We start from the raw sequence: 25,263 nt of genomic DNA, 5'->3' as shown, positions 1-25,263 counted from the left end.
GTAGGGTCGCACCGTGAGCACCTCATCCGCGCGCGCCGAAGCGCTGCACCTCACCGGGGAACGGACGGTTCCGGGGATCCCCGAGGAGACGTACTGGTTCCGCCGGCACGAGGCGGCCTACCTGGCGCTGCTGCCGCACGTTTCGGGCGGCACGGTGCTGGAAGCCGGCTGCGGCGAGGGTTACGGCGCCGCGCTGATCTCCGGACAGGCCGAACGCGTGCTGGCACTGGACTACGACGAGCCGACGGTCGCGCACGTCTCGCGGCGCTACCCCCGGCTCGACGTGCTGCGCGCGAACCTGGCGTACCTGCCATTGCGTTCGTCCACTGTGGACTCGGTGGCGAACTTCCAGGTGATCGAGCACCTCTGGGACCAGGCGGGATTTCTCGCCGAATGCCTGCGGGTGCTGCGGCCAGGCGGGCGGCTCGTGGTGACCACGCCGAACAGGCTCACCTTCACCCCGGACAGCGATGTTCCGCTCAATCCGTTCCACACCAGGGAACTCGCACCGTCCGAATTGGACGAACTGCTGCGTGAAGCGGGCTTCGAGGTGGAGCTGCTGCACGGGCTGCACCACGGCCCGGGCATGCGCGCGCTCGACGAGCGCTACGGCGGTTCGATCATCGACGCGCAGCTCGAGGTGGTGATGGGGCAGCTGCCGGGACAGGCCACGTGGCCAGAACCGCTGCTGTCGGACATCACCGCCATCCGCGCCGAGGACTTCGAGATCCACGGCGAACGGCTGGACGAAAGCCTGGACCTCGTCGCCGTGGCGGTGCGCCCGTGAGCCAAGAAGAGGGCACTTTTTGCCTTGTCCTGCACAGCCATCTGCCGTGGCTGCCGCATCACGGGTCTTGGCCGGTCGGCGAGGAATGGCTCTACCAGGCGTGGGCGCATTCCTACCTGCCGGTGGTCGATCTGCTGCACCGCTTCGCCGAAGAGGGCAGGCGCGACGTGCTCACCCTCGGCGTCACACCGGTGCTGGCCGCGCAGCTGGACGACCCGTACTCGTTGCGCGCGTTCCACGAGTGGCTCGGGCATTGGCAGCTGCGGGCGATGCAGGCCAGCACCCTGCCCGGTCTCGGTGAGCTGGGCGCGCTCGAGCACCGCGCTGCGGCGCACGCGACGGAGGAGTTCGAAACCCGTTGGCGGCACGGCTTTTCTCCCGTGCTCAGGTCGTTTGTGGACAGTGGAACCATCGAGCTGCTCGGCGGCCCGCTGACCCACCCGTTCCAGCCGCTGCTCGACCCGCGGATCCGAGCTTTCGCCCTGCGCGGCGGTTTGGACGACACGCACCTGCGGATCGGGCGCCGCCCGGCGGGCATCTGGGCGCCGGAGTGCGGCTACGCGCCCGGCATGGAGGACGGTTACGCGGCCGCCGGCGTGGAGCGCTTCCTCGTCGACGGCCCTTCGCTGCATGGCGACACGTCGGCCGCGCGCACGGTCGGTGATTCCGACGTGGTCTGCTTCGGCCGGGACCTCGAGGTGACGTACCGGGTCTGGTCACCGAAGGCGGGCTATCCCGGGCACGCGAACTACCGCGACTTCCACACCTGGGCGCACGAAGTGGGGCTCAAGCCGTCGCGGGTCACCGGGAAGACGGTCGCGCCGCAGGACAAGGCGCCCTACGACCCGGCGCTGGCCGAGGACACGCTTCGCTTGCACGTCAAGGACTTCGTGGACACCGTGGTCACCCGGCTGCGCTCACTCCGGGAACGGCACGGACGCCAGGCGCTCGTCGTCGCGGCGTACGACACCGAGTTGTTCGGGCACTGGTGGCACGAAGGGCCGGCGTGGCTGGAAGGCATCCTGCGCGCGCTGCCCGAAGCCGGGGTCCGCGTCACGACGCTGGAAGGCGCGTTGGCCGCCGGGCATCTGGGCTCGCCCGTCGACCTGCCCGCGTCGTCCTGGGGTTCGGGCAAGGACTGGCGGGTGTGGGACGGCGAGCAGGTGGCCGACATGGTCGCCGACAACGCCGCGCTGCAGCAGCGGCTGCTCGCCCTGCCGAAGACGGAGTTCCGGGATCCCGTGCGGGACATGGCCGTCACCGAGGCGATGCTCGCGCTCTCCAGCGACTGGGCGTTCATGGTCACCAAGGACTCCGCCGCCGACTACGCCCGCCGCCGCGCCCGCGTGCACACCGAACGGTTCGACGCCCTCGCCGCGGGCCGCGCGGTTTCCTTTGCCGGGGACCGGTTGTTCGGGCAGCTGGACGCGCGGCTGCTCTGAGGCCGACCACCGACAGGCACCGCTTCACCTGGCCAGGTGGCGCGTCACCCCTCCATCGGGCGTACTCCGGCTCCTTCGCGGCCCGCCGGTGGTGCACTTCGGGCATGAACGGATCGCGTTTTCGCACTGCACTGATAGCCCTGCTGACCGGCTGCGCGATGCTGACCGCCGCGCCTGCCGCCTCCGCCGCCCCGGCGGCGCCCAAATCGAAGGTTGCCGTGCACGCCAAGGCCGAGAAGGACAGCGTGCACGTCGGCGAGAAGGTGAAGATCACCGGAGACCTGGACGCGTCCAGCCAGAACCGGGTCGACAGCCTGGAGCCTGTGATCGTGCAGAGCCTGCAGGCGGGGGTGTGGGTGAACCTGAGCACCGGGTCCTGCCGCCCCAACGGGCTGTTCAGCATCGATCTCAGTTTCACTGTCTCGGCACAGCTGAGCCTGCGCGTGTTCCACCCGGAAACGGGTCTTTACGCGTCGGCGACTTCGAGCGTGTTCGGATTGCTCGTGCTGTAACGTGACTTAAATCACTATCTTTAAATTCGTCCCCCTCGGGCAGTGCTCAGCGAAGTTGACTAGTGAGTAACCTTCGCTCATGCGTGTGCTGATGCTCTCCTGGGAGTACCCGCCGGTCGTGGTCGGCGGGCTCGCCCGCCACGTGCACGCCCTCGCCCGTCACCTGGCCAGAGACGGTCACGAAGTGGTCGTGCTGTGCCGGCATGTCGCGGGGACGGACGCGCACACGCACCCCACCACCGACCGGACGGTCGACGGGGTGCGTGTCATCCGGGTCGCCGAGGACCCGATGCACGTGACCTTCGAACAGGATCTGGTCGCCTGGACGCTGGCCATGGGGCACGCGATGGTGCGTGCCGGGCTGGAGTTGTTCCGCACCTGGCAGCCCGACGTGGTGCACGCGCACGACTGGCTGGTGGCCCACCCCGCGATCGCGCTCGCCGAGGCGGGCGGGCAGCCGCTGGTCTCGACCATCCACGCCACCGAAGCCGGACGGCACTCGGGCTGGCTGTCATACCCGCTCAACCAGCAGGTGCACTCCGCGGAGTGGTGGCTGGCCAACCGGTCGGACGAGCTGATCACCTGCTCTCGGGCGATGCGCACCGAGGTCGCCGGGCTGTTCGACCTGGAGCCCGACGGGATCACGGTGATCCACAACGGCATCGAGGAACGCGGCTGGCGCGTGCCGCAAAGCGAGATCGCCGCGGCCCGCGAACGTTTCAGCCCCAAGGGCGAGCCGCTCCTGCTTTACTTTGGTCGGCTGGAATGGGAAAAAGGCGTGCAGGACCTGCTGGCCGCACTCCCCCAAATCCGGCGCGAACACCCAGGCGCCCGTGTCGTGGTGGCCGGGCGGGGCAGGCATCTGGAGCCGCTCATCGAGCAGGCACGGAAACTGCGGATCCGCCGCGCCGTGCACTTCGCCGGGCACCTCCCGGACAGGGAGCTACGCGCCGCGCTCGCGGCTGCCGACGCCGTGGTTTTGCCCAGCCGCTACGAACCTTTCGGCATCGTCGCCCTCGAAGCGGCTGCCTCGGAGGCACCCCTGATCGCCTCGACTGCCGGCGGTCTCGGCGAGGTGGTCATCGACGGGATCAGCGGCCTGTCCTTCGCCCCCGGCGACGTAGCAGCACTGCACGATGCCGTCGATTCGGTGCTGCGGGACCGTAAAGCCGCCAAAGCCCGCGCCCGCACAGCCCGCGCCCGCCTCTCGGTCGACTTCGACTGGGCCCGCATCGCCGAGGCAACGGCCGAGGTCTACCGCCGCGCGAAGGCCGTGGATCACGGAGAGCTGCCAAGGCCCAAAATCCCCACGGGCAATGCCTTCAATCCGTAGATCTCAAGCGGGATAAGGGCGTCCGCCACCCGGCGACGCAACGCGAGCCACCCCACCACGCACTCCACCGCCACCCGGCAACGAAAGCCGGGAACACCCGACGACCACACCCCTCCGCCGCTCCGATCCCCAGCCTGCTTTTGCGATCTTGGGGCTGGGTCAAGGTACTCTTTCCCGCCTTGACGCAGCCCCAAGATCGCAAACACTCACAGATCGGGGCGGCGGAGGGGTCCACACAGCGCGCCCCGCGCGCGTCCGTTGCTGCCCCAACGCAACAACAAGGCCGAGGGGAAAGAAGCCCCTCGCCGGGGAGGCAGACTCCGGGATAACAGGGGTTTCGCAGATCCACTCACCGAAAGTGCGTGGCTGGGTTGGGGGAGTTGGGTGTCATCCCGTCGCCCGCGAAAGCGGTATCACTTCACCCCGGACCCGCAAGCTCTGTGTTGCCAGGCCCGCGCCGGGCAAAAAGGTTGCGGGTCCGGGGCGAAGTGATGAGGGCCTGGGCAGGCGACGGGATGACACCCAACTCCGGGTGCGAACCGCTGGCGCGGTCCGCACCCGTCAGAACACCGGCAATGACTCGTCGCGCTCGCTTCGGAGGCCGAAGATCCTCCGCTCGTTCTCCGCTATCCGCACGTCGTTGATGCTGGCCTCGCGTCGGCACATCAGGCCGTCGTCGCTGAACTCCCACAGCTCGTTGCCGTAGCTCCGGTACCAGCGCCCCTCCGAATCATGGCTTTCGTACTGAAAACGCACCGCGATGCGGTTGCCGCGAAAGCCCCAGAGTTCCTTGCGCAGCGCGTAATCCAGCTCGCGCTCCCACTTCGCCGTCAGGAACCGCACGATGGCCTCGCGTCCGACGACGTGCTGATCCCTGTTGCGCCACACCGAATCCTCCGTGTACGCCAACGCCACGCGCTCGGGATCCCTGGTGTTCCAAGCATCTTCGGCCGCCCGCACCTTCTGCGCGGCGGTCGTCTCGTCGAACGGCGGGAACGGCGGGCGGCTCATCGGGACCTCCAAGAGAGAACGTCGGTTCTCCCCAGCATAGAGAACCAGCGTTCTCCTCGCCAGCACGAAAACAGCCCGGTGGGAAGTTGGGGTTTCCCACCGGGCCTTTCGCGCGCCGTCCGGCCAGAGATCAGCGCGAGCCGTTTTCCCCGTCAGGAGGAGGGAAAACGGGGTCTTGTCAGGTCAAATCGGTCAGGTAGCGGGCGTACGCGCCCGAGGTGAGGAAGCCGGGCAGCTTCTCGCCGAGCGCGGTCTCCACGAAGATCTCCCGCGCATCGTCGAGCCGGTTGCCTTCGCCGAGGTCCGCGCGGACGCCGGCGAGTTCCTCGTCCAGCCACTCGTACACCAGCTCCGGCGTGACGGCGGTGCCGTCGTCGAGCTTCGTGCCGTTGCGGATCCACTGCCACACCTGGCAGCGGGCGATCTCGGCCGTCGCGGCGTCCTCCATGAGGTTGAAGATCGCCGCGGCGCCCGCGCCACGCAGCCACGAGTCGACGTAGCGCAGAGCCACGTTGATGTTGGCGCGCAAGCCCTTTTCGGTCACCTCGCCACCGGCGCTGGCCACGTTCAGCAGGTCCTCGGCGGTCACGTCGACGTCGTCACGCAGCCTGCCGAGCTGGTTGGGCCAGCCGCCGAGCGTTTCGGTGAACACGCTCTCGCACACCGGGACCAGGCCGGGGTGCGCGACCCACGAACCGTCGAACCCGTCGCCGGCCTCACGTTCCTTGTCCTGCCGCACCTTCTCCAGCGCGTTCGCGTTGACCTCGGGGTCCTTGCTCGGGATGAACGCCGCCATCCCGCCGATGGCGTGCGCGCCGCGCTTGTGGCAGGTGCTCACGAGCAGCTCCGTGTAGGCGCGCATGAACGGCACCGTCATGGTGACCTGCGCGCGGTCCGGCAGCACGAAGTCCGCGCCGTGGTCGGCGAAGTTCTTGATGAGCGAGAAGATGTAGTCCCACCGGCCCGCGTTGAGCCCGGCGGCGTGCTCACGCAGTTCGTAGAGGATCTCGTCCATCTCGAACGCGGCGGTGATCGTCTCGATCAGCACGGTGGCCCGGATCGTGCCCTGCGGGATGCCCAGTTCGTCCTGCGCCAGCCGGAAAACGTCGTTCCACAGCCGCGCCTCGAGGTGGTTCTCCAGCTTCGGCAGGTAGAAGTACGGGCCGCTGCCGCGCGCCAGTAGCTGGCGTGCGTTGTGGAAGAAGTAGAGCCCGAAGTCGACCAGGCTCGCGGAAACCGGACGCCCGTCGATTCGCAGGTGCTTCTCCACCAGGTGCCAGCCGCGCGGGCGGGCGACGATGGTCGCGGGCGAGTCGCCGACGGTGTAGCGCTTGCCGTTCGACTCGAAGTCGATGTTGCGGCGGATCGCGTCGAACAGGTTCAGCTGACCGCCGATGATGTTCTGCCACGTCGGCGAGGTCGCGTCCTCGAAGTCGGCCAGCCACACCCGCGCGCCCGAGTTGAGCGCGTTGACCGTCATCTTCCGGTCGGTCGGGCCGGTGATCTCCACGCGGCGGTCTTCGAGACCGGGCGCGGGCGGGGCGATCTGCCACGACGTGTCGTTGCGGATCCAGCGCGTCTCCGGGAGGAAGTCCAGCGGGCGCTCGCCCGAGGCCAGCTCTTCGCGGCGCGTGCGGCGCGCGTCCAGCAGCTCACGGCGGCGGCCGGCGAAAGCGTTGTCCAGCTTGGCGACGAACTCCACCGCGGCCGGGGTGAGAATTTCGTCGAACCGCTCCCCGCGGGGACCGGCGACGTCGATCCGGGACGTGAACATGACTACTACCTCTCTTCGGCTTGCGCGGCGGGCGGTGCGGGCCGGCGCCACCGTGTCGGCGGCGCCGGCCCGTTCGCTACCTCAGAACTGGGCTTCCTCGGTGGAACCCTTGAGCGCGGTGGTCGAGCTCTCCGGGTTCAGCGCGGTGGAAACCTGGTCGAACCAGCCGGTGCCGACCTCGCGCTGGTGCTTCGTCGCGGTGTAGCCCCGCTCCTCGGAAGCGAACTCGCGCTCCTGCAGCTCGACGTAGGCCGACATGCCTTCGCGGGCGTAGCCGTGCGCCAGGTCGAACATGGAGTAGTTCAGGGCGTGGAAGCCGGCGAGGGTGATGAACTGGAACTTGTAGCCCATCGCGCCCAGCTCGCGCTGGAACCGCGCGATCGTGTCGTCGTCGAGGTGCTTCTTCCAGTTGAACGACGGCGAGCAGTTGTAGGCCAGCATCTGGTCCGGGTACTTCGCCTTGATCGCCTCGGCGTACTTGCGGGCGACCTCGAGGTCCGGAGTGGACGTTTCCATCCACAGCAGATCGGCGTACTCCGCGTAGGCCAGACCGCGGTCGATGCACGGCTCGATGCCGTTGTTGACCTCGTAGAAGCCCTCGGCGGTGCGGTTGCCGGTCAGGAACTTCTGGTCACGCTCGTCCACGTCGCTGGTGAGCAGCGTCGCGGCCTGCGCGTCGGTGCGGGCGACGACCAGCGAAGGCACGTTCAGCACGTCCGCGGCGAGGCGGGCGGCGTTCAGGGTGCGCTCGTGCTGCTTGGTCGGGATGAGCACCTTGCCACCGAGGTGGCCGCACTTCTTCTCGGACGCGAGCTGGTCCTCCCAGTGCACGCCCGCGGCACCGGCGGCGATCATGCCCTTCATCAGCTCGAAAGCGTTGAGCGGGCCACCGAAACCGGCCTCGGCGTCGGCGACGATCGGGGCGTACCAGTCGATGTCGGTGTTGCCCTCGGCGAAGTTGATCTGGTCGGCACGGCCCAGCGCGTTGTTGATGCGACGCACGACGGCGGGCACCGAGTTGGCCGGGTACAGGCTCTGGTCCGGGTAGGTCTGGCCAGCCAGGTTGGCGTCGGCCGCGACCTGCCAGCCGGACAGGTAGATCGCCTTGAGGCCGGCGCGCACCTGCTGCACCGCCTGGTTACCGGTCAGCGCACCCAGCGCGTGGACGTAGTCCTCGCTGTGCAGCAGCTGCCAGAGCTTCTCCGCGCCACGCCGGGCCAGGGTGTGCTCCTCGACCACACTGCCACGCAGCTTGATCACGTCGGCCGCGCTGTAGGACCGCTTGACGCCCTTCCACCGAGGGTCGCTCTCCCACTGCTTGGCCAGCTCTGCGGCCGCCTGCTCGAGGTTCTGTGCCATGAGATGTCTCCACCTTTGCGAACTTTGCGATGACTCGCTGTCTGCCCATGACCATGACATGGCCTGCGGAAACGCCGCCACTGCTCCAATTTGCCAATTTTTGCGAAATTTCCGTAGCATGTTGTGAAGGTTGCGAACGAGGGCTTCGCAGCAGCTCGAAATCTTGACGACTGAACCGGTTTCTTGATCGGTACGGGCCGGAAGATCTGCGCCAGGAGGGCCGATGCCAGACAAGACTTTCGCCGGGGCGAAACTCCGCCATCTCCGCGAAACCCGCTCGATGAGCCAGGCGGACGCGGCACGTTTGCTGGAAATCAGCCCCAGCTACCTCAACCAGATAGAGCACAACGCCCGTCCGCTGACCGTTCCGGTGCTCCTTCGCATCACCGAAGCGTTCGGCGTCGACACCGAGTTCTTCGCCAACAACGACGCCGCGCGCCTGGTCGCCGACGTGAAGGAAGCGCTGCTCGACGAGGCCATCGGACTGGAGGCGACCACCAGCGAGCTCAACGAGCTGGCCACGAACCTGCCGGGAATCGCGCAGGCGCTGGTGAAGCTGCACCGCAGCTACCGCAACGCGGTGGAAACCACGGCCGCGCTGGTCACCGAAAACGGCATGGGCCTGCACGGCAGCGCGGCCGCGCCCCTGCCGCACGAAGAGGTCCGCGACTTCTTCTACGAGCGCGAGAACTACGTCGCCGAGCTGGACGAGCGCGCGGAGAAAATGGCTCAGGACATCGATCTTCGGCGCGGCGGCGTGCACCGCACGCTGCAGGACAGGCTCACCGACCACTACGGCGTCGAGGTCACCAACGAAGGCATCGACGAGGCGCGCGGCCAGCAGCACAAGTACGAACCGGGCGCCCGCGTGCTGCGCATGGCGCCGAGTCTTCGCATCGGGCAGCGGGCGTTTCGGATGGCTTCGCAGATCGCGCTGCTGGAGTACGACGACCTGATCACGGAGCTGGCCGACTCGTGGGCGTTCTCCGGACCGGCCGCGCGCTCACTGGCCAGGGTCGGGCTGGCGAACTACTTCGCGGGTGCGCTGATCCTGCCGTACGGCGCGTTCCTGTCCACCGCCGAGAAGTACCGCTACGACATCGAGCGCCTGTGCGACCACTTCGGCGTCGGGTTCGAGACGGTCTGCCACCGGCTCTCGACCCTGCAGCGGCCGAAGGCCCGCGGCGTGCCGTTCTCCTTCGTGCGGGTCGACCGCGCGGGCAATATGTCCAAACGCCAGTCCGCCGCCGGGTTCCACTTCTCGCGGGTCGGCGGGGCCTGCCCACTGTGGAACATCTACGAGGCGTTCACGTCGCCGGGCAAGGTGATCACGCAGATCGCGACGCTGCCGGACGGCAAGAGCTACTTCTGGGTCGCGCGCACGATCCAGCGGAACATCGGCGGCTACGGCAGCCCGGGCAAGATGTTCAGCGTCGGACTCGGCTGCGAACTCCGCCACGCGCGGCGGCTCGTGTACTCGCAGGGCCTCGACCTGGACGACCGCGCCGCGGCCACGCCGATCGGCATGGGCTGCAAGGTGTGCGACCGGCCGGCCTGCCCGCAGCGCGCCTTCCCGACCATCGGCAAGCAGCTGACGGTGGACGAGAACACGTCGACGTTCGTGCCGTATCCGGCCGTGCCTAAGGGTTAGCCGTCCCGGCGACAGCGCGCAGCGAGGCCAGCGCCTCGGCGAAAAGCTCGCGCAGAGGCCGTTTTTCGGCCGACTGCAACCAGCGCTGCATCGCCGTCTGCTGCACGAGCGCACCGGCTTGCGCGGTGAGAAGCGCCGTATCGGCGTCGACGCCGCGCGCGCGGAGCGCCTCGGCGAGGGTGTCGGTGAGCGCGGCCCGCTTGCGAAGCTCGCGCTCGTGCAGCTCGGGGTTGGCCTCGATGATCGCTCCGCGGCGCATCACGTCGTCGCGGTTCCCCTCGAACATCTCGTCGGCAGCGGCTTGCAGACCGCGCACGACCGCGTCCAACGGCGGGACGTCATCGGGGCTTTCACCGAGCTCGCGCAGGATGATCTCGCGCTGATACTCGGCGGCCCGGCCGAAGAGCACTTCGCGCTTGTCGGCGAAGTGGTTGAAGAACGTCCTCTTCGTCAGCCCCGCCCGCTCGGCGATCTCGGCCACCGTCGTGCGCTCGAACCCTTGCTCGGCGAAGAGTTCGAGAGCCGCGTTCTGGAGGCGGCCGACCCCGTCCGGTTCCCATCGAGGCATCAGCCGAGCATAGTCATTGCACCAAGTGCAGTCACCGGTGCTACAGTGATTACACCAAGTGCAATCACTGCCGAGGAGCCTCAGCCATGCGCGTGTTCGTCACCGGTGCCTCCGGGCACATCGCCTCCGCCGTCATCCCCGAACTGTTGTCCGCAGGCCATTCCGTCACCGGCCTGGCTCGCTCGGACCGTTCCGCGTCCGCCGTGCAAGAGCTCGGCGCCGACATCCGCCGAGGCGATCTGGACGACCTCGACGGCCTGCGCGCGGCGGCTCACGAGGCCGACGCCGTCATCCACCTCGCGTTCAAGCACGACGAGATGAACTCCGGCGACATGGCCACCGCGATCGCCGCGGACCTGCAGGCGATCGCGGCCCTGGGCGACGCCCTGCAGGGTTCGGGCAAGCCCTTCGTCGGCACGAGCGCGACGCTCGCGCTGGTCCTGGCCGGTTTCCAGGGACAGCTGACCGAGCAGGACATGCTGCCCGGTGGCCCGCGGATCGACGCCGAGAACGCCGTGATCGCGCTCGCCGGGCAGGGAGTGCGGTCCTCGGTCGTCCGCCTGCCGCCGACGGTGCACAGCCTCGGCCGGTACAGCCTCGGCTCGGCGTTGCTCGAAATCGCCCGTGCGACAGGGGTTTCCGGCTACGTGGACGACGGCACCAACCGCTGGCCGTCCGCCGACACACGCGACGTCGGCCGCCTCTACCGCCTGGCGGTCGAATCCGCGCCCGCCGGCTCCCGGCTGCACGCCGTCGCCGAGGACGGGATTCCCTTCCGCGACATGGCGAACGCGATCGGCGAACGCCTCGGCGTGCCCGCCGCTCCCGTCGACCCCGAGCAGCATTTCGGTCTGCTGAGCGCTTTCGTGAGCGGCGACAACCCGGTTTCGAGCAAGATCACCCGCGATCTGCTCGGCTGGACGCCGACCCGTCCCGGTCTCATCGCGGATCTCGCTATGTTGGCAGGATGATCCTGACTGTGTGCGGGAGTTTGCGGGACGGCTCGACGAACGCAGCGGTGCTGAAGACGGCGCAAGCGCTTGCACCCCAAGACATCGACGCCTACGACAAACTCTGCGAACTGCCGCATTTCAACCCCGACGACGACAGCGAGCCGTTGCATCCCGCGGTGGCGGATCTGCGCGCCCGGCTGACCGGGGCCGACGCGGTGCTGTTCTGCACGCCGGAGTACGCGGGCGCGCTCCCGGGCTCGTTCAAGAACCTGCTCGATTGGTCCGTCGGCGCGGAAACGATGCAGGGCAAGCCGATCGCGTGGATCAACGCGTCATGGGCCGCGACGGGAGCGGCGAACGCCCACGCCTCGCTGCGGATCGTGCTGGGCTATTTGAACGTGCACATCGTCGAAGAGGCCTGCGTGCACATCCCCGTGGGCCGGACGTCGCTGGGCGAGGACGGGCTGGTGGCCGATCCCGAAGCGAGGGAAGCGATCGCCGCCGCGGTGGCCACGCTGGCTAAAGCCAGTTGACCCAGTTGCCGTGGGATTCGGCCCACGCGAGCGGCCGGCCGTCCCTGGCCAGCAGGTAGTCGGCGGGCCGGTCTTCGATCTCGACGCCGGGGATCGCCGTGCTGGCTTCGTTGGCCAGCCAGACGGCCCCGGCGTCGCGAACGGATTCGGCGAAGGCGGCCCGCTCGGCGGCGTCTTGCACGTAGACCAGGACGGCGGTGTGGAACACCACGAGCGTCGCGTCCTTCGGCGCTTCGCTTGCCAGCGAAGCGAAATCGGCACGCAGATCGCCTCGTCGCACGGGCGGCGGTTCCTGGGCGGCGATCTCGAGCGCCTTCCGCAGCCGCGGCCGCCGCTCCTCCTCGCCGGGCCAGATCAACGCGTCCAGCCAGGCACAGTCGTCGGCGCTGGTCACGTCGACGGGGTCGAGGTCGAGGCCCGCGCGCCAGACCACCTCGGGCACCTTCGACGGCAGCGGCGTGGCGTCGTTCGCGGTGCAGGACAACGTGAGCGGGCCCGGGATGGTGACGCGGCCGTAGTCGTAGCCGTACCGGTCCGGCTGCAGGCAGAGCCCGGCCGAGGCGCCGACTTCCAGCAACGCCAACGGTTGCGGCAGCTGGGCGAGCGCGGGCAGGAGCGTCGCGCAGCGGGCGGGCTCGTTGGTCTGGGTCCGGTGCGTGAGCATCACGTCGCGGATTTCGTCGGCGCGGTCGGTGAACCGGGCCCGAAACCACGGCCAGTCCGGGATCGGCCCGCACAGGTACTGCACCGCGCTGAAGAACAGGTTCGGCTGCCACTTCTCCGGCGGCAGTTCGGCCAGGAACCCCAGCAGCCGCGGCTCGCGCGCGACCTGCGCCGCGAGCTCGGCGTATATCCGGGACTTCGCCGGCGCCTCGACCTCGGCGAAGTGGGTGTAGATGCGGGCGACCCGCCCCGTCACTGCCCCTGTTCCAGGGTTTTCTGCAGTGCTTTGTTCGCCTTGCGGGCCATGTCCTTGATCGCCTCTCGACGTTCCGCGTCCGCCTCGTAGTCGGCCTTGCGGTCACGCACCACGCGGGCGGGCGAGCCGACGGCGATCGCGTAGTCCGGGATGTCACCGCGCACCACGGCGTGCGCGCCCAGCACGCAGCCCCGGCCGACCCTGGTGCCCTTGAGCACCGAGACCTTCGTGCCGATCCAGGTGTCCGGCCCGATCCGCACCGGGGACTTCACGATGCCCTGGTCCTTGATCGGCAGGTTGATGTCGCTGGTCACGTGGTCGAAGTCGCAGATGTAGACCCAGTCGGCGACGAGCGTGGCCGAGCCGAGCTCGATGTCGAGGTAGCCGTTGATCACGTTCTGCCTCCCGAACACGGCCTTGTCCCCGATCCGCAGCGAGCCCTCGTGACAGCGGATGGCGTTGCCGTCGCCGATGTGCACCCAGCGGCCGATCTCGAGCCTGGCGTAGCCGGGCCGGCAGTGGATCTCCACGTCCTTGCCGAGGAACACCATGCCGCGCAGGATGATGTGCGGATTGAGGGCGCGGAACTTCAGCAGCCGCCAGTACCGGACGAGGTACCAGGGCGTGTAGGCACGGTTGCGCAGCACCCAGCACAGCGAGTCGGCCGTCAGGAAACGAGCCTGCCGCGGGTCCCGCCGCGCGCGCCGCCAGGCGGCCGCCCGCGAAACCAGCGGCGCTCCCCACATCGATGTCATAGGTTGACAGTATGCCGGTCAAACTGATCATCGATACGGACCCGGGCGTGGACGACGCCTTCGCGATCTCCCTCGCCGCGTTGAGCGAGGACGTCGAGCTGCTCGGGGTCACCTCGGTGTTCGGCAACGTCGGACTCGAGGCGACCACCCGCAACGCCTTGCGGGTACTGGAGTTGTGCGGCCGCTCCGACGTGCCGGTGGCGGCGGGCGCGGCCCGGCCGCTCGTGCACCCGCAGCCCGCTCGGGCCGGTCACGTGCACGGCTCCGACGGGCTTTCCGGCAGGTCGGCCGCGCTGCCCGAGCCGCGGCGCGAAATAGAACCGGGCGGCGCCATCGGGCTGTTCGTGTCCTTGCTGGAGGCGGCGGACGAGCCGGTGACCATCGCCCCGATCGGCCCGCTCACCAACATCGCGGTGCTGCTGGCCGCGTACCCGCGGTTGAAGGAGAAGATCGGCCGCATCGTGCTGATGGGTGGCGGTGTGAACCGCGGGAACAGCACTTCGGCCGCGGAGTTCAACATCTGGAGCGACCCGGAGGCCGCGCGGCGGGTGCTCGTCGAGGAGGACGTGCCGTGCGTGATGGTGCCGCTGGACCTGACGCACCAGTGCGCCGTGGACACCGCTTGGCTGGCCAAACTGGCCGCCGCCTCGCCGATCGGCGCCGCGCTCGACGCGCTGACGCCCGACTATTTGGCTTCGTACCGCCGTTCCCTGGGCTGGGACGGGATCGTGCTGCACGACGCCGTCGCGGTGGCCGAGGCGATCAGCCCCGGCATCCTCCGCACGGAGCCGCATCCGGTGGAGGTCGACTGCTCGTTCGGCCCGGGGCGCGGCGCCACCCTCGTCGACCAGCGGCGGCCGGAGATGCGCGGCGAAGGCGAAGGCGCCGTGGCCCCGAGCACCGTCCAGGTCGCGGTGGCGACCGATGTGGACGGGCTCGGGGAGTTCGTGCTGGGGCGCCTTACGCGTTGAGCGCGGTCTTGAGTACGCCGACGGCCTGGGTGATCGCCGCCTCGGCCGCGTTGGTCTCGCGCAGGGCGTTGAGCATCACGAAGTCGTGGATGATGCCCTGGTACCGCACGGCCGTGACCGGCACACCGGCCTGGCGCAGCTTGGCCGCGTAGGCCTCGCCCTCGTCGCGCAGCACGTCGGCTTCACCGGTGATCACCAGTGCGGGCGGCAGCCCGGCGAGCTCGTCGAGCGATGCGCGCAGCGGGGAGGCGGTGATCTCCGCGCGCTGTTTTTCGTCGGTGGTGTACTGGTCCCAGAACCACTTCATGCCGGTGCGGCTGAGGAAGTAGCCGTCGGCGAACTCCTCGTACGAGCCGGTGTCGAAGTTCGCGTCGGTGACCGGGTAGAAGAGGACCTGCTGCGCGAAGGTGACGCCGCCGCGCCGCTTGGCGAGGATCGTGGTCGCCGCTGTCATGTTGCCGCCGACCGAGTCCCCGGCGATGGCGATGCGGGTCGCGTCGAGGCCCTTCTCCGCGCCGTGCTCGGCCACCCACTTGGCGACCGCGTAGTTCTGCTCGATCGCCACCGGATACCGCGCCTCGGGGGAAAGGCTGTACTTCGGGAAGACCACGGCGGCTCTTACGCCGACGGCCAGCTCGCGGATGAGTCTGTCGTGGGTGTGCTCGTTGCCGAAGACCCAGCCGGCGCCGTGGATGTAGACGATCACCGGGAGCGTGCCGGTGGCGCCCTTCGGCTTCAGGATCCAGACCGGGACGTCGGCGACGGTGGTGTCCTCGATGTCCACGTCCGGCTTGGCGATGTCGCCGGACTGCACCTCGTCGACCGTCTTGCGGCCGTCGACGGGGCCGAGGTCGTAGAGGTAGGGCGGGTTCGCGGTCGCCTCGGCGAAGGCCTGGGCGGCGGGCTCGAGAGCGAGGTTCCGCGGGTTGGCGGTCATGTCCATCTCCTCGGGGTTGGCGGTGTCGTACCGGTCGAGATTGAAAGTAGTATCCAATTGAGTTGTGCACAACTTAATTGGGTACAATGAGATGTGGGACACCTCGGCAGGTGATCCAGGCAGGCCGGAAGGCATGATGAGGACATGGGACCCGCACCGAAGCTCGACGATCAGGTGTGCTTCGCGCTGTACGCCGCTTCGCGCGCGGTCACTGCGCTCTACCGTCCGCTGCTGGACGAAATGGGTCTGACTTATCCGCAGTATCTGGTGATGCTGGTGCTGTGGGAGCAGGGCGGCAGCCCGGTGAAGGACATCGGCACGGCGCTCAGCCTCGACTCCGGGACGCTTTCGCCGCTGCTGAAGCGACTCGAGCGCTCCGGCCTCATCCGCCGCGAACGCCGCAACGAGGACGAACGCTCGGTTCGCATCACGCTTACACCGGACGGGTTGGCCCTGCGCGAAAAGGCCGCCCCGCTGCCCATCGTGGTCGGCGACGCAATGGGCCTGGACCAATCCGGCCTCGACGAGTTGCGCGACACCCTGCGCAAGCTGACCGAGTCGGTCAACAGCTACCAGCTCAGGGCTGCGGAATCCGAAGCGCGGCCAGCCGCCGGTTGAGCCGTTCGGTGCCGGGCACGCAGACCGGGTAGGTAAGCCCGGGGTCCGGGTCGGTGATCTTCTCGCAGGTGATCTTGTACTCGCCGGCGCAGATGTAGGTCAGCCCGTTGCCGGGGCGGGGAAAGATCGTGCTCAGCCGGATCTCGTGCTCGTCCCCGCGATCGGCCAACCCGTCGAAGGGATCCGCGTAAGGCACCCCACCCACAACGAACTCGTGCGGCTCGTCCCCGCGGTACCCAAAGGCAGGCGGCGCGGCGGTGGGCGACGCGAAGGTGGGCGGCGCGAAGGTGGGCGGCGCGAAGGCGGTGAGTCCGGCGTTGCGGTATGCCGGGTCGCGGGGGCTGGCGTCGCTGCGTCCGGCATTGCGGTGCCCCACCTCGGCGCGTCCTGAGCCGCGGTGGCCCGAGTCGCGCAGCCCGGCGTCGGCGCGTCCCGAATCGCGCTGCCCCGAGCCGCGCAGCCCGGCGTCGGCGCGTCCCGAATCGCGCTGCCCCGAGCCGCGCAGCCCGGCGTCGGCGCGTCCCGAATCGCGCTGCCCCGAGCCGCGCAGCCCGGCGTCGGCGCGTCCCGAATCGCGCTGCCCCGAGCCGCGCAGCCCGGCGTTGCCACGGCCCATATCGCGGTATCCACCGTCGCCACGCTCCAAACCACCGCGCCCCAAGTCGCGGTGCCCGACGTCGCCGTGCCCCAATCCGACGTTGCCACCTCCCAACCCGCCGCGCCCCAAGTCGCGATAGCCAATCGCGCCGCGACCCAAATCGCCGCGCCCCGAATCGCGGTAGCCAACGTCGCCGCCTCCCGGACCGTCGCGCCCCAAGCCGCGGTAGCCGACGGCACCGCGTCCCAAATCGCCACGCGCCAGATCGCGATGCCGGACGTTCCCGCGCCGCAAGTTCCGGTGTCCGAAAAGGATCCCAAGAATCTCGTGCAACCGGCCAAGTGTGACCGCATCCGGCACGACAACGCGCATCGCGTCCCCGTCGGCGGGCTCGACTTTGAGCTGCTGCACGCGCACGCGGACGTTCGCCTCGGCCAGCTCCCTGTGCAGCTCCGCCGCAGCCGGGTGCTCACTTTCGGCGAGCAGCTCCAGCCCACCGCAGTCGCGGACGTAGTGAAACGCAGCCTCGACACCGCCGCGCATCCGAGCCGACAGCGCATACTCCGTAACCAGCCAACGACGTTGCGGGCCATCGACCCCACGCCCCTCACCCCAGTCGGCGAGCGCGGCCAACGCGTGCGCGCGGAGGTTGTTGTAGCGCAACGAGTTCCGCCACGCCGTCAGCGCCTCGTCTCCGAATCCCGCGACCACCTCCACCGCCGCGACGCGCTCCACCGGTGTGGTGAACTCCGCCGCGTACAACAGTTGCGCCGCACCGAAAACCGGCCGCCGATCACCGAACCAGCGCAGGGCCTGCCGCCACGCCTCGTCTTCCGGCAGCGTCGCCAGACGGGCAAGCAGCTCAGGTACAGCCGTTTCCGGTGTGACCGCTTCCGGAGCCCGCTCTTCGAACCACCGGTAGACCCACTCCCCCAACGGCGTCAGGCGGTTTTTCCGGTCCAGCGCCCCAAAAGTGCGCAGAAGCTCGACAGCATCAGCAACAGGAAGGCCGCTCTGCCGGAACGATTTCCCAGCCGCCGCACCGTCGTCGTAGCCGTCGAGGATCTCCCGGACGGCCACCTCGAGGCGCACTCCGCTGCCGCTGTTCCCAGTGTCGCCACGCTCCCCAACGTCGCCACGTCTGGCAACCTCGTCAGCATCGACAGCATTGCCGATACCGACGCGCTCTTCGGAAAGCGCGCTCAGGACTGCCCGGCAAAGGGTGACCGCACCCTTCCTGTGCCGATCATGCGATTCGGCGCGCAGGACCGCATTCAGCCCCTTCAGCCAAAGCTCGGCCGGATCTTCATCCACCGGGCACGCGACCGCTTTGGAGGCACCGATCTCGATCAGCCCCGCACCTTCGGCAGCCAGCCACGGCCAATGGATCGGCGTGACGTCCGCTGCTGTGCGCACCTTCTTCGGCACCTTCACGCCAAGCACTGCCGCCGCGGCGGGCACTTCGGACGGACGCAGAACCCCTTTGGCCGTAACGGGTTTGCCACTCCCGACCCAGTGAGTGAGCTTCACCGCATGCGACAACCCCCGGCCGGCCAAGGTCGAGATCTGGGAAGTCACCCCCAGGACCCTAGCGCGGCGAGAGAGCCAGTCCGCCTTCGGCACAGGCCGGTAAGCCCGCATTCCGTTGTGGATCATCCACACCCGCGCTGCACCTCATTGCAGCCAAGCTCGTCGCAGCTCACCTTCACAACCCGCGAGGCAGCAACTCAGCCCACAAGGCGGCGCGCACCGGCTCACATGACAGACCTCCCATCAAACTCGAATATCACCGTGACCATCCACCCTCCACACCTGACACTGGCCTTCGCCCGTCACCTAGGCTTCAACCGTGACTCTCATCGACAAGATCGCTTGGATCCATCTCGAACAAGGCTCCATCCTGAGCACGCGCTCTCACGGTAAGGACGCCTTTTATCTCCCCGGCGGGAAACGGGAACCGGGCGAATCCGACGTCGAGACCCTGGTCCGCGAAATCGACGAAGAACTGGGTGTCGCGATCGAAGCGTCCAGCGCCCAACGTTTCGGCACCTTCGAAGCCCAGGCCCACGGACGTGGAGACGGCGTCCTGGTCCGAATGACCTGCTATACCGCCGACTACCACGGCACACCAGTCGCGCGGAGCGAAATCGCGGAACTGCGCTGGCTCACCCATGCCGATCGCGATCGCGTCTCCCCCGTGGACCAGATCATCTTCGATCATCTACTCGATCTGAATCTCCTCCTCGCCCATCCGGAATGACTGATTCCACCTCATGATTCCGCAGGAACCGGCCGCGGGAAGCACCGCGAGAAACGGTGCGCCAGCTCCTGATCGCCCTCGACGTGCACATCCGAGAGCGGCCGCTCACCGAATACCACCCCGCGCATAGCCGCGGGATCACCTTCCAACACCGCGTCGGGCATATCCGCGCCTCCACGGCGAGCGCGGAAATACCCGTCGTCGATCTCGATCTCGAAGGAATCGTCCAAGAACCGCAGGTCGTAGCGTCCGACCAGCCCCACGGCTCGTTCGGGGTCGAACGTGGTCTTCAACGCGAGCACCAACGCGTCCACGCTCAGCTCCGAATCCACACCCAAAATCTCCCGGCTTCCCCATCGACCCAGCTCGATGAGCACCGGCTCCAAATCCGCGCCGCGTTCCGTCAGCTCGTAAACCTTCGCACTCACCGGCGGCCCGAACCGGCGATTCCGCACGACGCCTGACTGCTCCAGCTCCCGCAGTCGCTGCGAGAGGACGTTCTGACTCATCCCCGGCAAGCCGCGCGCCAGGTCGCTGAACCGTTTCGCACCGAACAGCAGCTCCCGGACCACGAGGAGCGCCCACCGCTCCCCGACCACATCCAGAGCCCGAGCCACGCCGCACGGGTCGTCGTAACTTCGCATACTCGAAAGTGTAGCTTGCTTTTCAGGATCCGTCACTACTAAGTTAGGAGCATGACCACCGACACACTCTCCCAAGGGCAGGTCCAGCCCCTCGATCACGCAGTGGCGCGGCGCTTGCTTCGCTCCACCGAGCTCGCCAGCCTGGCCGACGCGGCCACCGGCAGCAAGCCGCGCCTGTTTCCGATGCTGTCCCACCGGAACGCCAAGGAGGCCACGTTCGCCGAGTCTCGAAAAATCGCGGCGCTACAGGCTAGGCCGGAGGTAGCGGGCACAACCGACCACCGCGGCCCTCCTCCCCAGATAGCCCTCGGGCGCGGACACGACGAAGCCATGGCCACAGAGGACGTCGTGCCGGAATACGCCGGTGTCGGCGTGCCCGACTGCGTCAGCCGCTTGTCAGGGAAAAGCCCAGCCGAACAGTTCACGACACGTGGGAGCACAGAGTGGCCACCTTCGCATTGATCCCCGGAGCAGGCGGGCAAGCCTGGTACTGGCACCGGCTGGTCCCGGAACTGACCAAACACGACCACGAAGCGCTCGCGATCGAACTGCCGGCATCAGACGATTCCGCAGGGCTTTCCGAGTACGCCGACGTGGTTGTGGATGCCATCGGCGAACGGTCCGACGTGGTGCTGGTCGCCCAGTCGCTGGGAGGCTTCACGGCACCATTGGTCTGCGAACGAAGAAAAGTCGACCTGCTCGTCATGCTCAATGCCATGATGCCTTCACCGGGCGAGCCTCCTGGCGACTGGTGGCGCAACACTCATCATTCGCGCCCTCATGAGGACTTCGACCCATACCGTGACTTCTTCCACGACGTGCCGCCAGACATCACCGCCGAAGCAATAGCCCGAGGAGAGACACCACAGTCCAGCACACCTTTTGCCGAGCCTTGGCCACTGCAGAAGTGGCCGGACGTACCGACAAGATTTCTCCAGGGCTTCGATGACCGCTTCTTCTCGGTCGGATTTCAACAGCGCGTCGTCCGAAATCGGCTCGGGATCGATCTCGACCAGATGCCAGGGGGCCATCTCGTCGCACTGAGCCGACCAGCCGAACTCGCGGAGCGCCTCATCGATTACTTCGAGGAGGTGGCGCCCAGGGCTTGAAATTGCCATCGGAAATCACGAGCCCGAGCCCACACGGGTCGCGTGTGCAGCACAACTGCAACCCCCGCCGAAACGACTACAGACCCGGAGACACAACCACACTGATTCGCTGCCCCACGAAGAGAACAGAGCCGCGGGATAAACTCGTTCACGTCTGATACAGGAAGACAGCCCCGACGCGACAAGTGTCAACTTGTCGAGACTATGCGTTTTAGCAAGGGTACGATCCGGGCATGACCGGGGCTCGACGACCGCATACAGGACGCCGCCGCAACGAGGCAGCACGCGAAGCGATCCTCGCCGCCGCCGCGGGTCTGCTGGCTCACGGCGAGGTCGGGATCAGTGTCGACACCATCGCCGCGGCCGCAGGCGTCGGCAAGCAGACGATCTACCGCTGGTGGCCGTCGAAAGGTGCGGTCCTCCTGGAAGCGGCGGTGGCACAAGCCGAAATCCAGGCGCCGGTCCCGGACACCGGCTCACTGGGGCAGGATCTCGACGTGTTTCTCGTCGCGACTTTTCGCACGGTCGCCGCGAACAAGTCATTGCTGCGCAACGCGATGGCCGAGGCGCTTCGTGATGACGCCGCAGCAAAAGTACTCAAGGAGTTCGCCGTAAGCCGACGGGCCGCCTTGGCGGAAATCCTTGAGCGAGCACAACAACGTGGCGTGGCGATCGAAGACAGGGACCTCACGCTAGACCAGGCATTCGGCGTGTTGTGGTACCGGATCCTGTTCGAGCACGACGAGCTGGACGAGCAGGCCGCCGAACGTCTGGCCGCGGCGCTGGCCCGCAGCGCCGCCGGCTAGATCGCGCTACCTGGCTCGATTCGAGCCAGGTGACTACTAACGAGCACCAAGGAATTTGAGCGTAAGCCGGGCTGGCCAGTGCAGCTGGGCGGAGTCAAAACCGGAGACCAGCAGCCGGGCTTGAGCCCCTTGTCCGATTGCACTATCCATTCAGGTTTCGCCCGTCCGGGACAAGAGCATCGAGTAAGACCCGTGCGCCAGGCCGAGGCGCCCGGATGCCCAGCACCGCCCACCGCGACCCCCGGCACTCCACACCCGAGACCCGGCACCGAGCACCGAGCACCCGAGCACCCGAGCACCCGAGCACCCGACGTCCACGACAGAAAGGTCAAACAATCGCAACAGTCACGCGCCTTGTCGAGCGCGCATACCCGACCGGAACAACACGCATGGCTCGGTCGCACGATCGCGCGCCGCGGAACACCCACTTCGAAGCCGCCTGACCAACTTTGCGAGATCGCACCACAAGACTTTCAACGCTTCCCAGCCCAGGCAACGTAAGCCCAGGCCAGTGGCCTGCCGGGCCAGGCAGATGACTGGGCCCTTACCCGGGCAGCACCAAGCCGGAGGGGCGAATCGATCCACCCGTCCAGAAGCTGAGCCTTGCTAATAGCTCTTACTAAGAGCTACCTTGACTCCATGCCTCGGGATCGAACCGCCCTTGCGGAGAACCTGATGAAGACCGTCGCGGGGTTGCGGCGGACGGTTCGTCGTCAGATCCGCGCCCAACTGCCCGGCCGTCGGGAGCTGACGGGTGCGCAAATGGAGTTGCTGCGCGAGGTCAAGCGCAACCCGGGAATCGGGGTGGCCGCGGCCGCACGGGCATTGCATCTGGCGGGCAACTCCGTCAGTACGTTGGTCAACCAGCTCGTTTCGGCAGGAATGCTGGAACGACAGGTCGACCCCGACGACCGCCGGGCCGTGCGACTGGAGGTCACGGCGGCGACCCGTGAACGCCTCGACACCTGGCAGCGCGCCAGAAATGCCTATGTGGCAGGAAAGCTCACCGAACTGTCCGAAGAGGACACTGAAAAAATCGCCGAGGCGATGCCCGCGCTCGGCAGACTGCTGGCCCTCATCCAAGAAGGCGCCTGACCCTTCCGACAAGTGGATGGATGCCCCCTCCAGGAGGACGCATGACCTCTCCCCCAGCGGTGCGCTGCACCGCCCTCCGGCACGCGTTCGGCGAAACAGTTGCGGTCGACGGGTTGGACCTGGAGATCGCGACCGGCCGCGTCTTCGGGCTACTCGGCCCGAACGGGGCCGGTAAGACCACGGCTATCCGGATGATCACCACGCTGCTTCCGGTGAAAACCGGCTCCGTGGAGGTCTTCGGCCTGGACGTGTCCCATCGCCGAATGGCCGTGCGCCGGTTGATCGGCTATGTGCCACAACAACTTTCGGCCGACGGGACGTTGAGCGGACGGGAGAACGTGGCGCTCTTCGCGCGACTGTTCGACGTCCCGCGGCGCACGAGGGCCGAGCAGGTCGACTCGGCGCTGGACGCGGTCGGGCTCCTCAAAGAGGCAGACCGGCCTGCGTCGGGTTACTCAGGCGGCATGATCCGGCGCCTGGAACTGGCCCAGGCCCTGGTCAGCTCGCCGCGCCTGCTGATACTCGACGAACCGACGATCGGCCTGGATCCCATCGCGCGAGCCAGCGTATGGGAACGCATCGAGCAGATCCGGCTGGAGACCGGGATGACCGTCCTGGTCACCACCCACTACATGGACGAGGCCGAACAGTACTGCGAACGCATCGCCCTCATGCACCGCGGCCGGATCCGCGCCGAGGGCAGTCCGGCCGAGCTCGAGACCGACCTCGGTCCCGGGTCCACTTTGGATGACGTGTTCCGTGCCGTGACCGGCGACCAGCTCGAAGGAGGAGGGATCCGCGATGTCCGTGCCGCTCGCCGCACCGCCCGCCGCCTGGGCTGAGCCCGGCCCGGCGCGCCGCCTGCAGCAACTGCTGTCCCGGGTCGGCACGATGTGCCTGGTGGAACTGCAAAAGCTCCGCCACGACCGGTCCGAACTGGTCACCAGGGCCATCCAGCCGGCGCTGTGGTTGCTGATCTTCGGCGAAACCTTCACCAGACTGCGGGCGATCCCCACCGGGGACGTCCCGTACCTGGACTTCCTGGCGCCGGGCATCCTCGCCCAGTCGGCGTTGTTCATCGCGATCTTCTACGGCATCCAGATCATCTGGGAACGGGACGCCGGAGTGCTCGCGAAGCTGCTCGTCACCCCGACACCACGAACGGCATTGGTGGCAGGTAAGGCTTTCGCGGCCGGGATCCGGGCGCTGGCGCAGGCGTTGATCGTGCTCATACTGGCAGCAATTCTCGGTGTGTCGATGACCGTCAACCCGTTCAAACTGCTCGGCACCGCGTTCGCGCTCGTGCTGGGGTCGGCGTTCTTCTGTTGCCTCTCCATCGTGATCGCCGGGGTGGTGCTGTCCCGGGAACGACTGATGGGTATCGGGCAGGCCATCACGATGCCCTTGTTCTTTGGTTCCAACGCGCTGTATCCGGTGGAGCTGATGCCGGGCTGGCTCAAGGTGCTCAACCACGTCAATCCGCTCAGCTACGAGGTTGACGCGTTACGCGGCTTACTCATCGGAACGGCGTCCCGGCTCTGGCTCGACTTCGGCGTATTAATCGGTGCTGCGGCAGTGGCTATCGGTGTCGCGTCCGCGCTGCTCGGGAGGCTTGCCCGGTAAGTTTGTCGATTTTCCGACGGGGGTACCCCTTTACGCACGGTGCTACGGCAAGTGGCGCACGCCTATAAAAGGGGACGAGATCATGGCTCGTTCGGAAGACACACACATCCGCGTCAGCGGAATCCAGCCGGTGCAGGTGCTCGCCGGCCTGATCGGCTTGGTGTACCTGGCACTGGGCATAGTCGGCTTCGCCCGCACGGGCTTCTCCGACTTCGCCGGGAACCCCGAGGTCATGCTGCTCGGGTTCATGATCAACCCGCTGCACAACCTCGTGCACGTCGTGGTCGGTGTGCTCGGCATCGTGATGGCCAGTTCGTCGGCGACGTCCCGGATCTTTGGCTGGTTGCTGTTCCTCGGCTTCGGGGTGGTGTCGATCTGGGGCCTGATGATCACCGGGATCATCTCCCGGAATCCGGTGTCGGGTATGGGTAACCCGCTCAACCTCAACGCCGCGGACAACTGGCTGCACGTGGTTTCCGCGATCGTCGGTCTGGTGCTCGCGGTGATGCCGGCACGCAAGGTGGCGCACATCAGCTCCCCGGCGAGCACTCCGGCGGACGCCACCACGGTCAGCACACCCCCGGCTGCAGCGGCGCAAACGCAGACCATGCCGCCGGTCGACTCGACGCGCGAGCCCGCGATGGGCGCCGACGCGACCCCGACCGAACCCAGCGGGACACCGAAGCAGCATCGGATGCCACGGCTGGGTCGCCGCAGCGCGGCGCATTGAACCGCGCACTGAATCGGCAGGGCGCAGGAAAGGATCGATAGCCCCACAGCCCGCAGCCCGCCCGTGGGGCTGGGGGCTGCGGGGGTGCGGGCCGCAGGCTCGGGCGCTGCAGGCTGTGGCGGTACGGGCCGCAGGCTCGGGCGGAGCGGGCTGTGGCGGTACGGGCCGCAGGCTCGGGCGATGCGGGTTATGGGGGTGCGGGGGTCGGGCCGCAGGCTCGGGCGGAGCGGGCTGTGGCGGTACGGGCCGCAGGCTCGGGCGATGCGGGCTATGGG

At 67.9% G+C, this 25,263-nt stretch carries 26 protein-coding genes; 17 read left to right on the top strand and 9 right to left on the bottom strand.

Annotation, left to right across the window (positions count from 1 at the left end; all coding sequences use genetic code 11):
• Positions 1-13: 13 nt before the first annotated feature.
• From FPZ12_RS33410 to FPZ12_RS33395, 4 genes are all read left to right on the top strand, one after another.
• Positions 14-787 carry a class I SAM-dependent methyltransferase gene (locus FPZ12_RS33410; protein WP_144754363.1) on the top strand — a complete coding sequence of 258 codons (774 nt, stop codon included), beginning with the start codon at positions 14-16 and terminating at the stop codon, positions 785-787.
• A complete protein-coding gene (locus FPZ12_RS33405; protein ID WP_144754360.1) occupies positions 784-2,229 on the top strand; it encodes a 1,4-alpha-glucan branching protein domain-containing protein in 1,446 nt (481 codons plus the stop codon). The genes FPZ12_RS33410 and FPZ12_RS33405 overlap by 4 nt, the downstream gene beginning before the upstream one ends.
• Before the next feature lie 104 nt (positions 2,230-2,333).
• Positions 2,334-2,741, top strand: a complete 408-nt coding sequence (locus tag FPZ12_RS33400) for a hypothetical protein (protein WP_243770164.1) — start codon at positions 2,334-2,336, stop codon at positions 2,739-2,741.
• A gap of 79 nt (positions 2,742-2,820) precedes the next feature.
• The gene (locus FPZ12_RS33395) at positions 2,821-4,074 is read left to right on the top strand and encodes a glycosyltransferase family 4 protein (RefSeq protein ID WP_144754357.1); all 1,254 of its coding nucleotides are present in this window, start codon (positions 2,821-2,823) and stop codon (positions 4,072-4,074) included.
• A gap of 561 nt (positions 4,075-4,635) precedes the next feature.
• On the opposite strand, the gene FPZ12_RS33390 is transcribed toward FPZ12_RS33395, so the two are convergent.
• The 3 genes from FPZ12_RS33390 to aceA form a co-directional block, all read right to left on the bottom strand.
• Complete coding sequence (locus FPZ12_RS33390; protein ID WP_144754355.1) at positions 4,636-5,085, bottom strand: nuclear transport factor 2 family protein; 450 nt, start codon at positions 5,083-5,085, stop codon at positions 4,636-4,638.
• A gap of 178 nt (positions 5,086-5,263) precedes the next feature.
• Positions 5,264-6,859, bottom strand: coding sequence for a malate synthase A (aceB, locus tag FPZ12_RS33385; RefSeq protein ID WP_144754352.1), 1,596 nt, complete (start codon positions 6,857-6,859; stop codon positions 5,264-5,266).
• Positions 6,860-6,940: 81 nt separating this feature from the next.
• Positions 6,941-8,218, bottom strand: a complete 1,278-nt coding sequence (aceA, locus tag FPZ12_RS33380) for an isocitrate lyase (protein WP_144754350.1) — start codon at positions 8,216-8,218, stop codon at positions 6,941-6,943.
• Positions 8,219-8,441: 223 nt separating this feature from the next.
• Here aceA and FPZ12_RS33375 point away from each other — a divergent pair, with 223 nt between their 5' ends.
• Complete coding sequence (locus FPZ12_RS33375) at positions 8,442-9,869, top strand: short-chain fatty acyl-CoA regulator family protein (protein ID WP_144754348.1); 1,428 nt, start codon at positions 8,442-8,444, stop codon at positions 9,867-9,869.
• Here the strand turns inward: FPZ12_RS33375 and FPZ12_RS33370 are convergent.
• The gene (locus FPZ12_RS33370; RefSeq protein ID WP_144754345.1) at positions 9,859-10,437 is read right to left on the bottom strand and encodes a TetR/AcrR family transcriptional regulator; all 579 of its coding nucleotides are present in this window, start codon (positions 10,435-10,437) and stop codon (positions 9,859-9,861) included. The genes FPZ12_RS33375 and FPZ12_RS33370 overlap by 11 nt on opposite strands.
• 86 nt (positions 10,438-10,523) lie before the next feature.
• Between FPZ12_RS33370 and FPZ12_RS33365 the strand changes: the two genes are divergently transcribed.
• Together FPZ12_RS33365 and FPZ12_RS33360 are read left to right on the top strand one after the other, a co-directional pair.
• A complete protein-coding gene (locus tag FPZ12_RS33365) occupies positions 10,524-11,408 on the top strand; it encodes an SDR family oxidoreductase (protein WP_144754343.1) in 885 nt (294 codons plus the stop codon).
• On the top strand, positions 11,405-11,923 hold the full coding sequence (locus tag FPZ12_RS33360) for an NADPH-dependent FMN reductase (protein WP_144754341.1): 519 nt from the start codon (positions 11,405-11,407) through the stop codon (positions 11,921-11,923). Before FPZ12_RS33365 ends, FPZ12_RS33360 begins: the two co-directional genes overlap by 4 nt.
• Here the strand turns inward: FPZ12_RS33360 and FPZ12_RS33355 are convergent.
• Together FPZ12_RS33355 and FPZ12_RS33350 are read right to left on the bottom strand one after the other, a co-directional pair.
• A complete protein-coding gene (locus tag FPZ12_RS33355; protein WP_144754339.1) occupies positions 11,910-12,842 on the bottom strand; it encodes a DUF2332 domain-containing protein in 933 nt (310 codons plus the stop codon). The genes FPZ12_RS33360 and FPZ12_RS33355 overlap by 14 nt on opposite strands.
• Positions 12,839-13,597 (bottom strand): acyltransferase, encoded by a 759-nt coding sequence (locus tag FPZ12_RS33350; RefSeq protein WP_144754337.1) that lies wholly within the window; start codon positions 13,595-13,597, stop codon positions 12,839-12,841. Before FPZ12_RS33350 ends, FPZ12_RS33355 begins: the two co-directional genes overlap by 4 nt.
• 11 nt (positions 13,598-13,608) lie before the next feature.
• Between FPZ12_RS33350 and FPZ12_RS33345 the strand changes: the two genes are divergently transcribed.
• Positions 13,609-14,568 carry a nucleoside hydrolase gene (locus FPZ12_RS33345; RefSeq protein ID WP_144754335.1) on the top strand — a complete coding sequence of 320 codons (960 nt, stop codon included), beginning with the start codon at positions 13,609-13,611 and terminating at the stop codon, positions 14,566-14,568.
• On the opposite strand, the gene FPZ12_RS33340 is transcribed toward FPZ12_RS33345, so the two are convergent.
• Positions 14,558-15,505, bottom strand: a complete 948-nt coding sequence (locus FPZ12_RS33340; RefSeq protein ID WP_144754333.1) for an alpha/beta hydrolase — start codon at positions 15,503-15,505, stop codon at positions 14,558-14,560. The two genes, FPZ12_RS33345 and FPZ12_RS33340, sit on opposite strands and share 11 nt — an antisense overlap.
• A 144-nt stretch (positions 15,506-15,649) precedes the next feature.
• Between FPZ12_RS33340 and FPZ12_RS33335 the strand changes: the two genes are divergently transcribed.
• Positions 15,650-16,123, top strand: coding sequence for a MarR family winged helix-turn-helix transcriptional regulator (locus FPZ12_RS33335; RefSeq protein WP_144754331.1), 474 nt, complete (start codon positions 15,650-15,652; stop codon positions 16,121-16,123).
• Here the strand turns inward: FPZ12_RS33335 and FPZ12_RS33330 are convergent.
• Positions 16,083-18,299 (bottom strand): hypothetical protein, encoded by a 2,217-nt coding sequence (locus FPZ12_RS33330; RefSeq protein WP_150980600.1) that lies wholly within the window; start codon positions 18,297-18,299, stop codon positions 16,083-16,085. The genes FPZ12_RS33335 and FPZ12_RS33330 overlap by 41 nt on opposite strands.
• A 271-nt stretch (positions 18,300-18,570) precedes the next feature.
• Between FPZ12_RS33330 and FPZ12_RS33325 the strand changes: the two genes are divergently transcribed.
• Positions 18,571-18,981 carry an NUDIX hydrolase gene (locus FPZ12_RS33325; RefSeq protein WP_144754327.1) on the top strand — a complete coding sequence of 137 codons (411 nt, stop codon included), beginning with the start codon at positions 18,571-18,573 and terminating at the stop codon, positions 18,979-18,981.
• An 11-nt stretch (positions 18,982-18,992) separates the two neighbouring features.
• On the opposite strand, the gene FPZ12_RS33320 is transcribed toward FPZ12_RS33325, so the two are convergent.
• Complete coding sequence (locus FPZ12_RS33320) at positions 18,993-19,625, bottom strand: winged helix-turn-helix transcriptional regulator (RefSeq protein WP_243770163.1); 633 nt, start codon at positions 19,623-19,625, stop codon at positions 18,993-18,995.
• Between the two features lie 51 nt (positions 19,626-19,676).
• On the opposite strand from FPZ12_RS33320, the gene FPZ12_RS33315 reads away from it, so the two are divergent.
• From FPZ12_RS33315 to FPZ12_RS33285, 7 genes are all read left to right on the top strand, one after another.
• Entirely contained in the window at positions 19,677-20,087 is a 411-nt protein-coding gene (locus FPZ12_RS33315) for a pyridoxamine 5'-phosphate oxidase (protein WP_144754325.1), read from the top strand.
• Complete coding sequence (locus FPZ12_RS33310) at positions 20,069-20,734, top strand: alpha/beta fold hydrolase (protein ID WP_144754323.1); 666 nt, start codon at positions 20,069-20,071, stop codon at positions 20,732-20,734. The genes FPZ12_RS33315 and FPZ12_RS33310 overlap by 19 nt, the downstream gene beginning before the upstream one ends.
• A gap of 233 nt (positions 20,735-20,967) precedes the next feature.
• Positions 20,968-21,540 (top strand): TetR/AcrR family transcriptional regulator, encoded by a 573-nt coding sequence (locus FPZ12_RS33305; protein WP_144754321.1) that lies wholly within the window; start codon positions 20,968-20,970, stop codon positions 21,538-21,540.
• Between the two features lie 675 nt (positions 21,541-22,215).
• Positions 22,216-22,635: a MarR family winged helix-turn-helix transcriptional regulator gene (locus tag FPZ12_RS33300; protein ID WP_243770162.1), complete on the top strand. Its 420-nt coding sequence runs from the start codon at positions 22,216-22,218 to the stop codon at positions 22,633-22,635.
• Positions 22,636-22,676: 41 nt separating this feature from the next.
• On the top strand, positions 22,677-23,477 hold the full coding sequence (locus FPZ12_RS33295) for an ABC transporter ATP-binding protein (protein WP_144754317.1): 801 nt from the start codon (positions 22,677-22,679) through the stop codon (positions 23,475-23,477).
• Complete coding sequence (locus tag FPZ12_RS33290) at positions 23,437-24,258, top strand: ABC transporter permease (RefSeq protein ID WP_144754315.1); 822 nt, start codon at positions 23,437-23,439, stop codon at positions 24,256-24,258. Before FPZ12_RS33295 ends, FPZ12_RS33290 begins: the two co-directional genes overlap by 41 nt.
• A gap of 82 nt (positions 24,259-24,340) precedes the next feature.
• Complete coding sequence (locus FPZ12_RS33285; protein WP_144754313.1) at positions 24,341-24,988, top strand: DUF4383 domain-containing protein; 648 nt, start codon at positions 24,341-24,343, stop codon at positions 24,986-24,988.
• The last annotated feature ends 275 nt before the right edge of the window (positions 24,989-25,263 follow it).

It is taken from the genome of Amycolatopsis acidicola (assembly GCF_007713735.2).
Classification (GTDB): Bacteria; Actinomycetota; Actinomycetes; order Mycobacteriales; family Pseudonocardiaceae; genus Amycolatopsis_E; species Amycolatopsis_E acidicola.
Note: the sequence above shows the minus strand (reverse complement) of the source record. Positions and strands in the feature narration are given on the sequence as shown.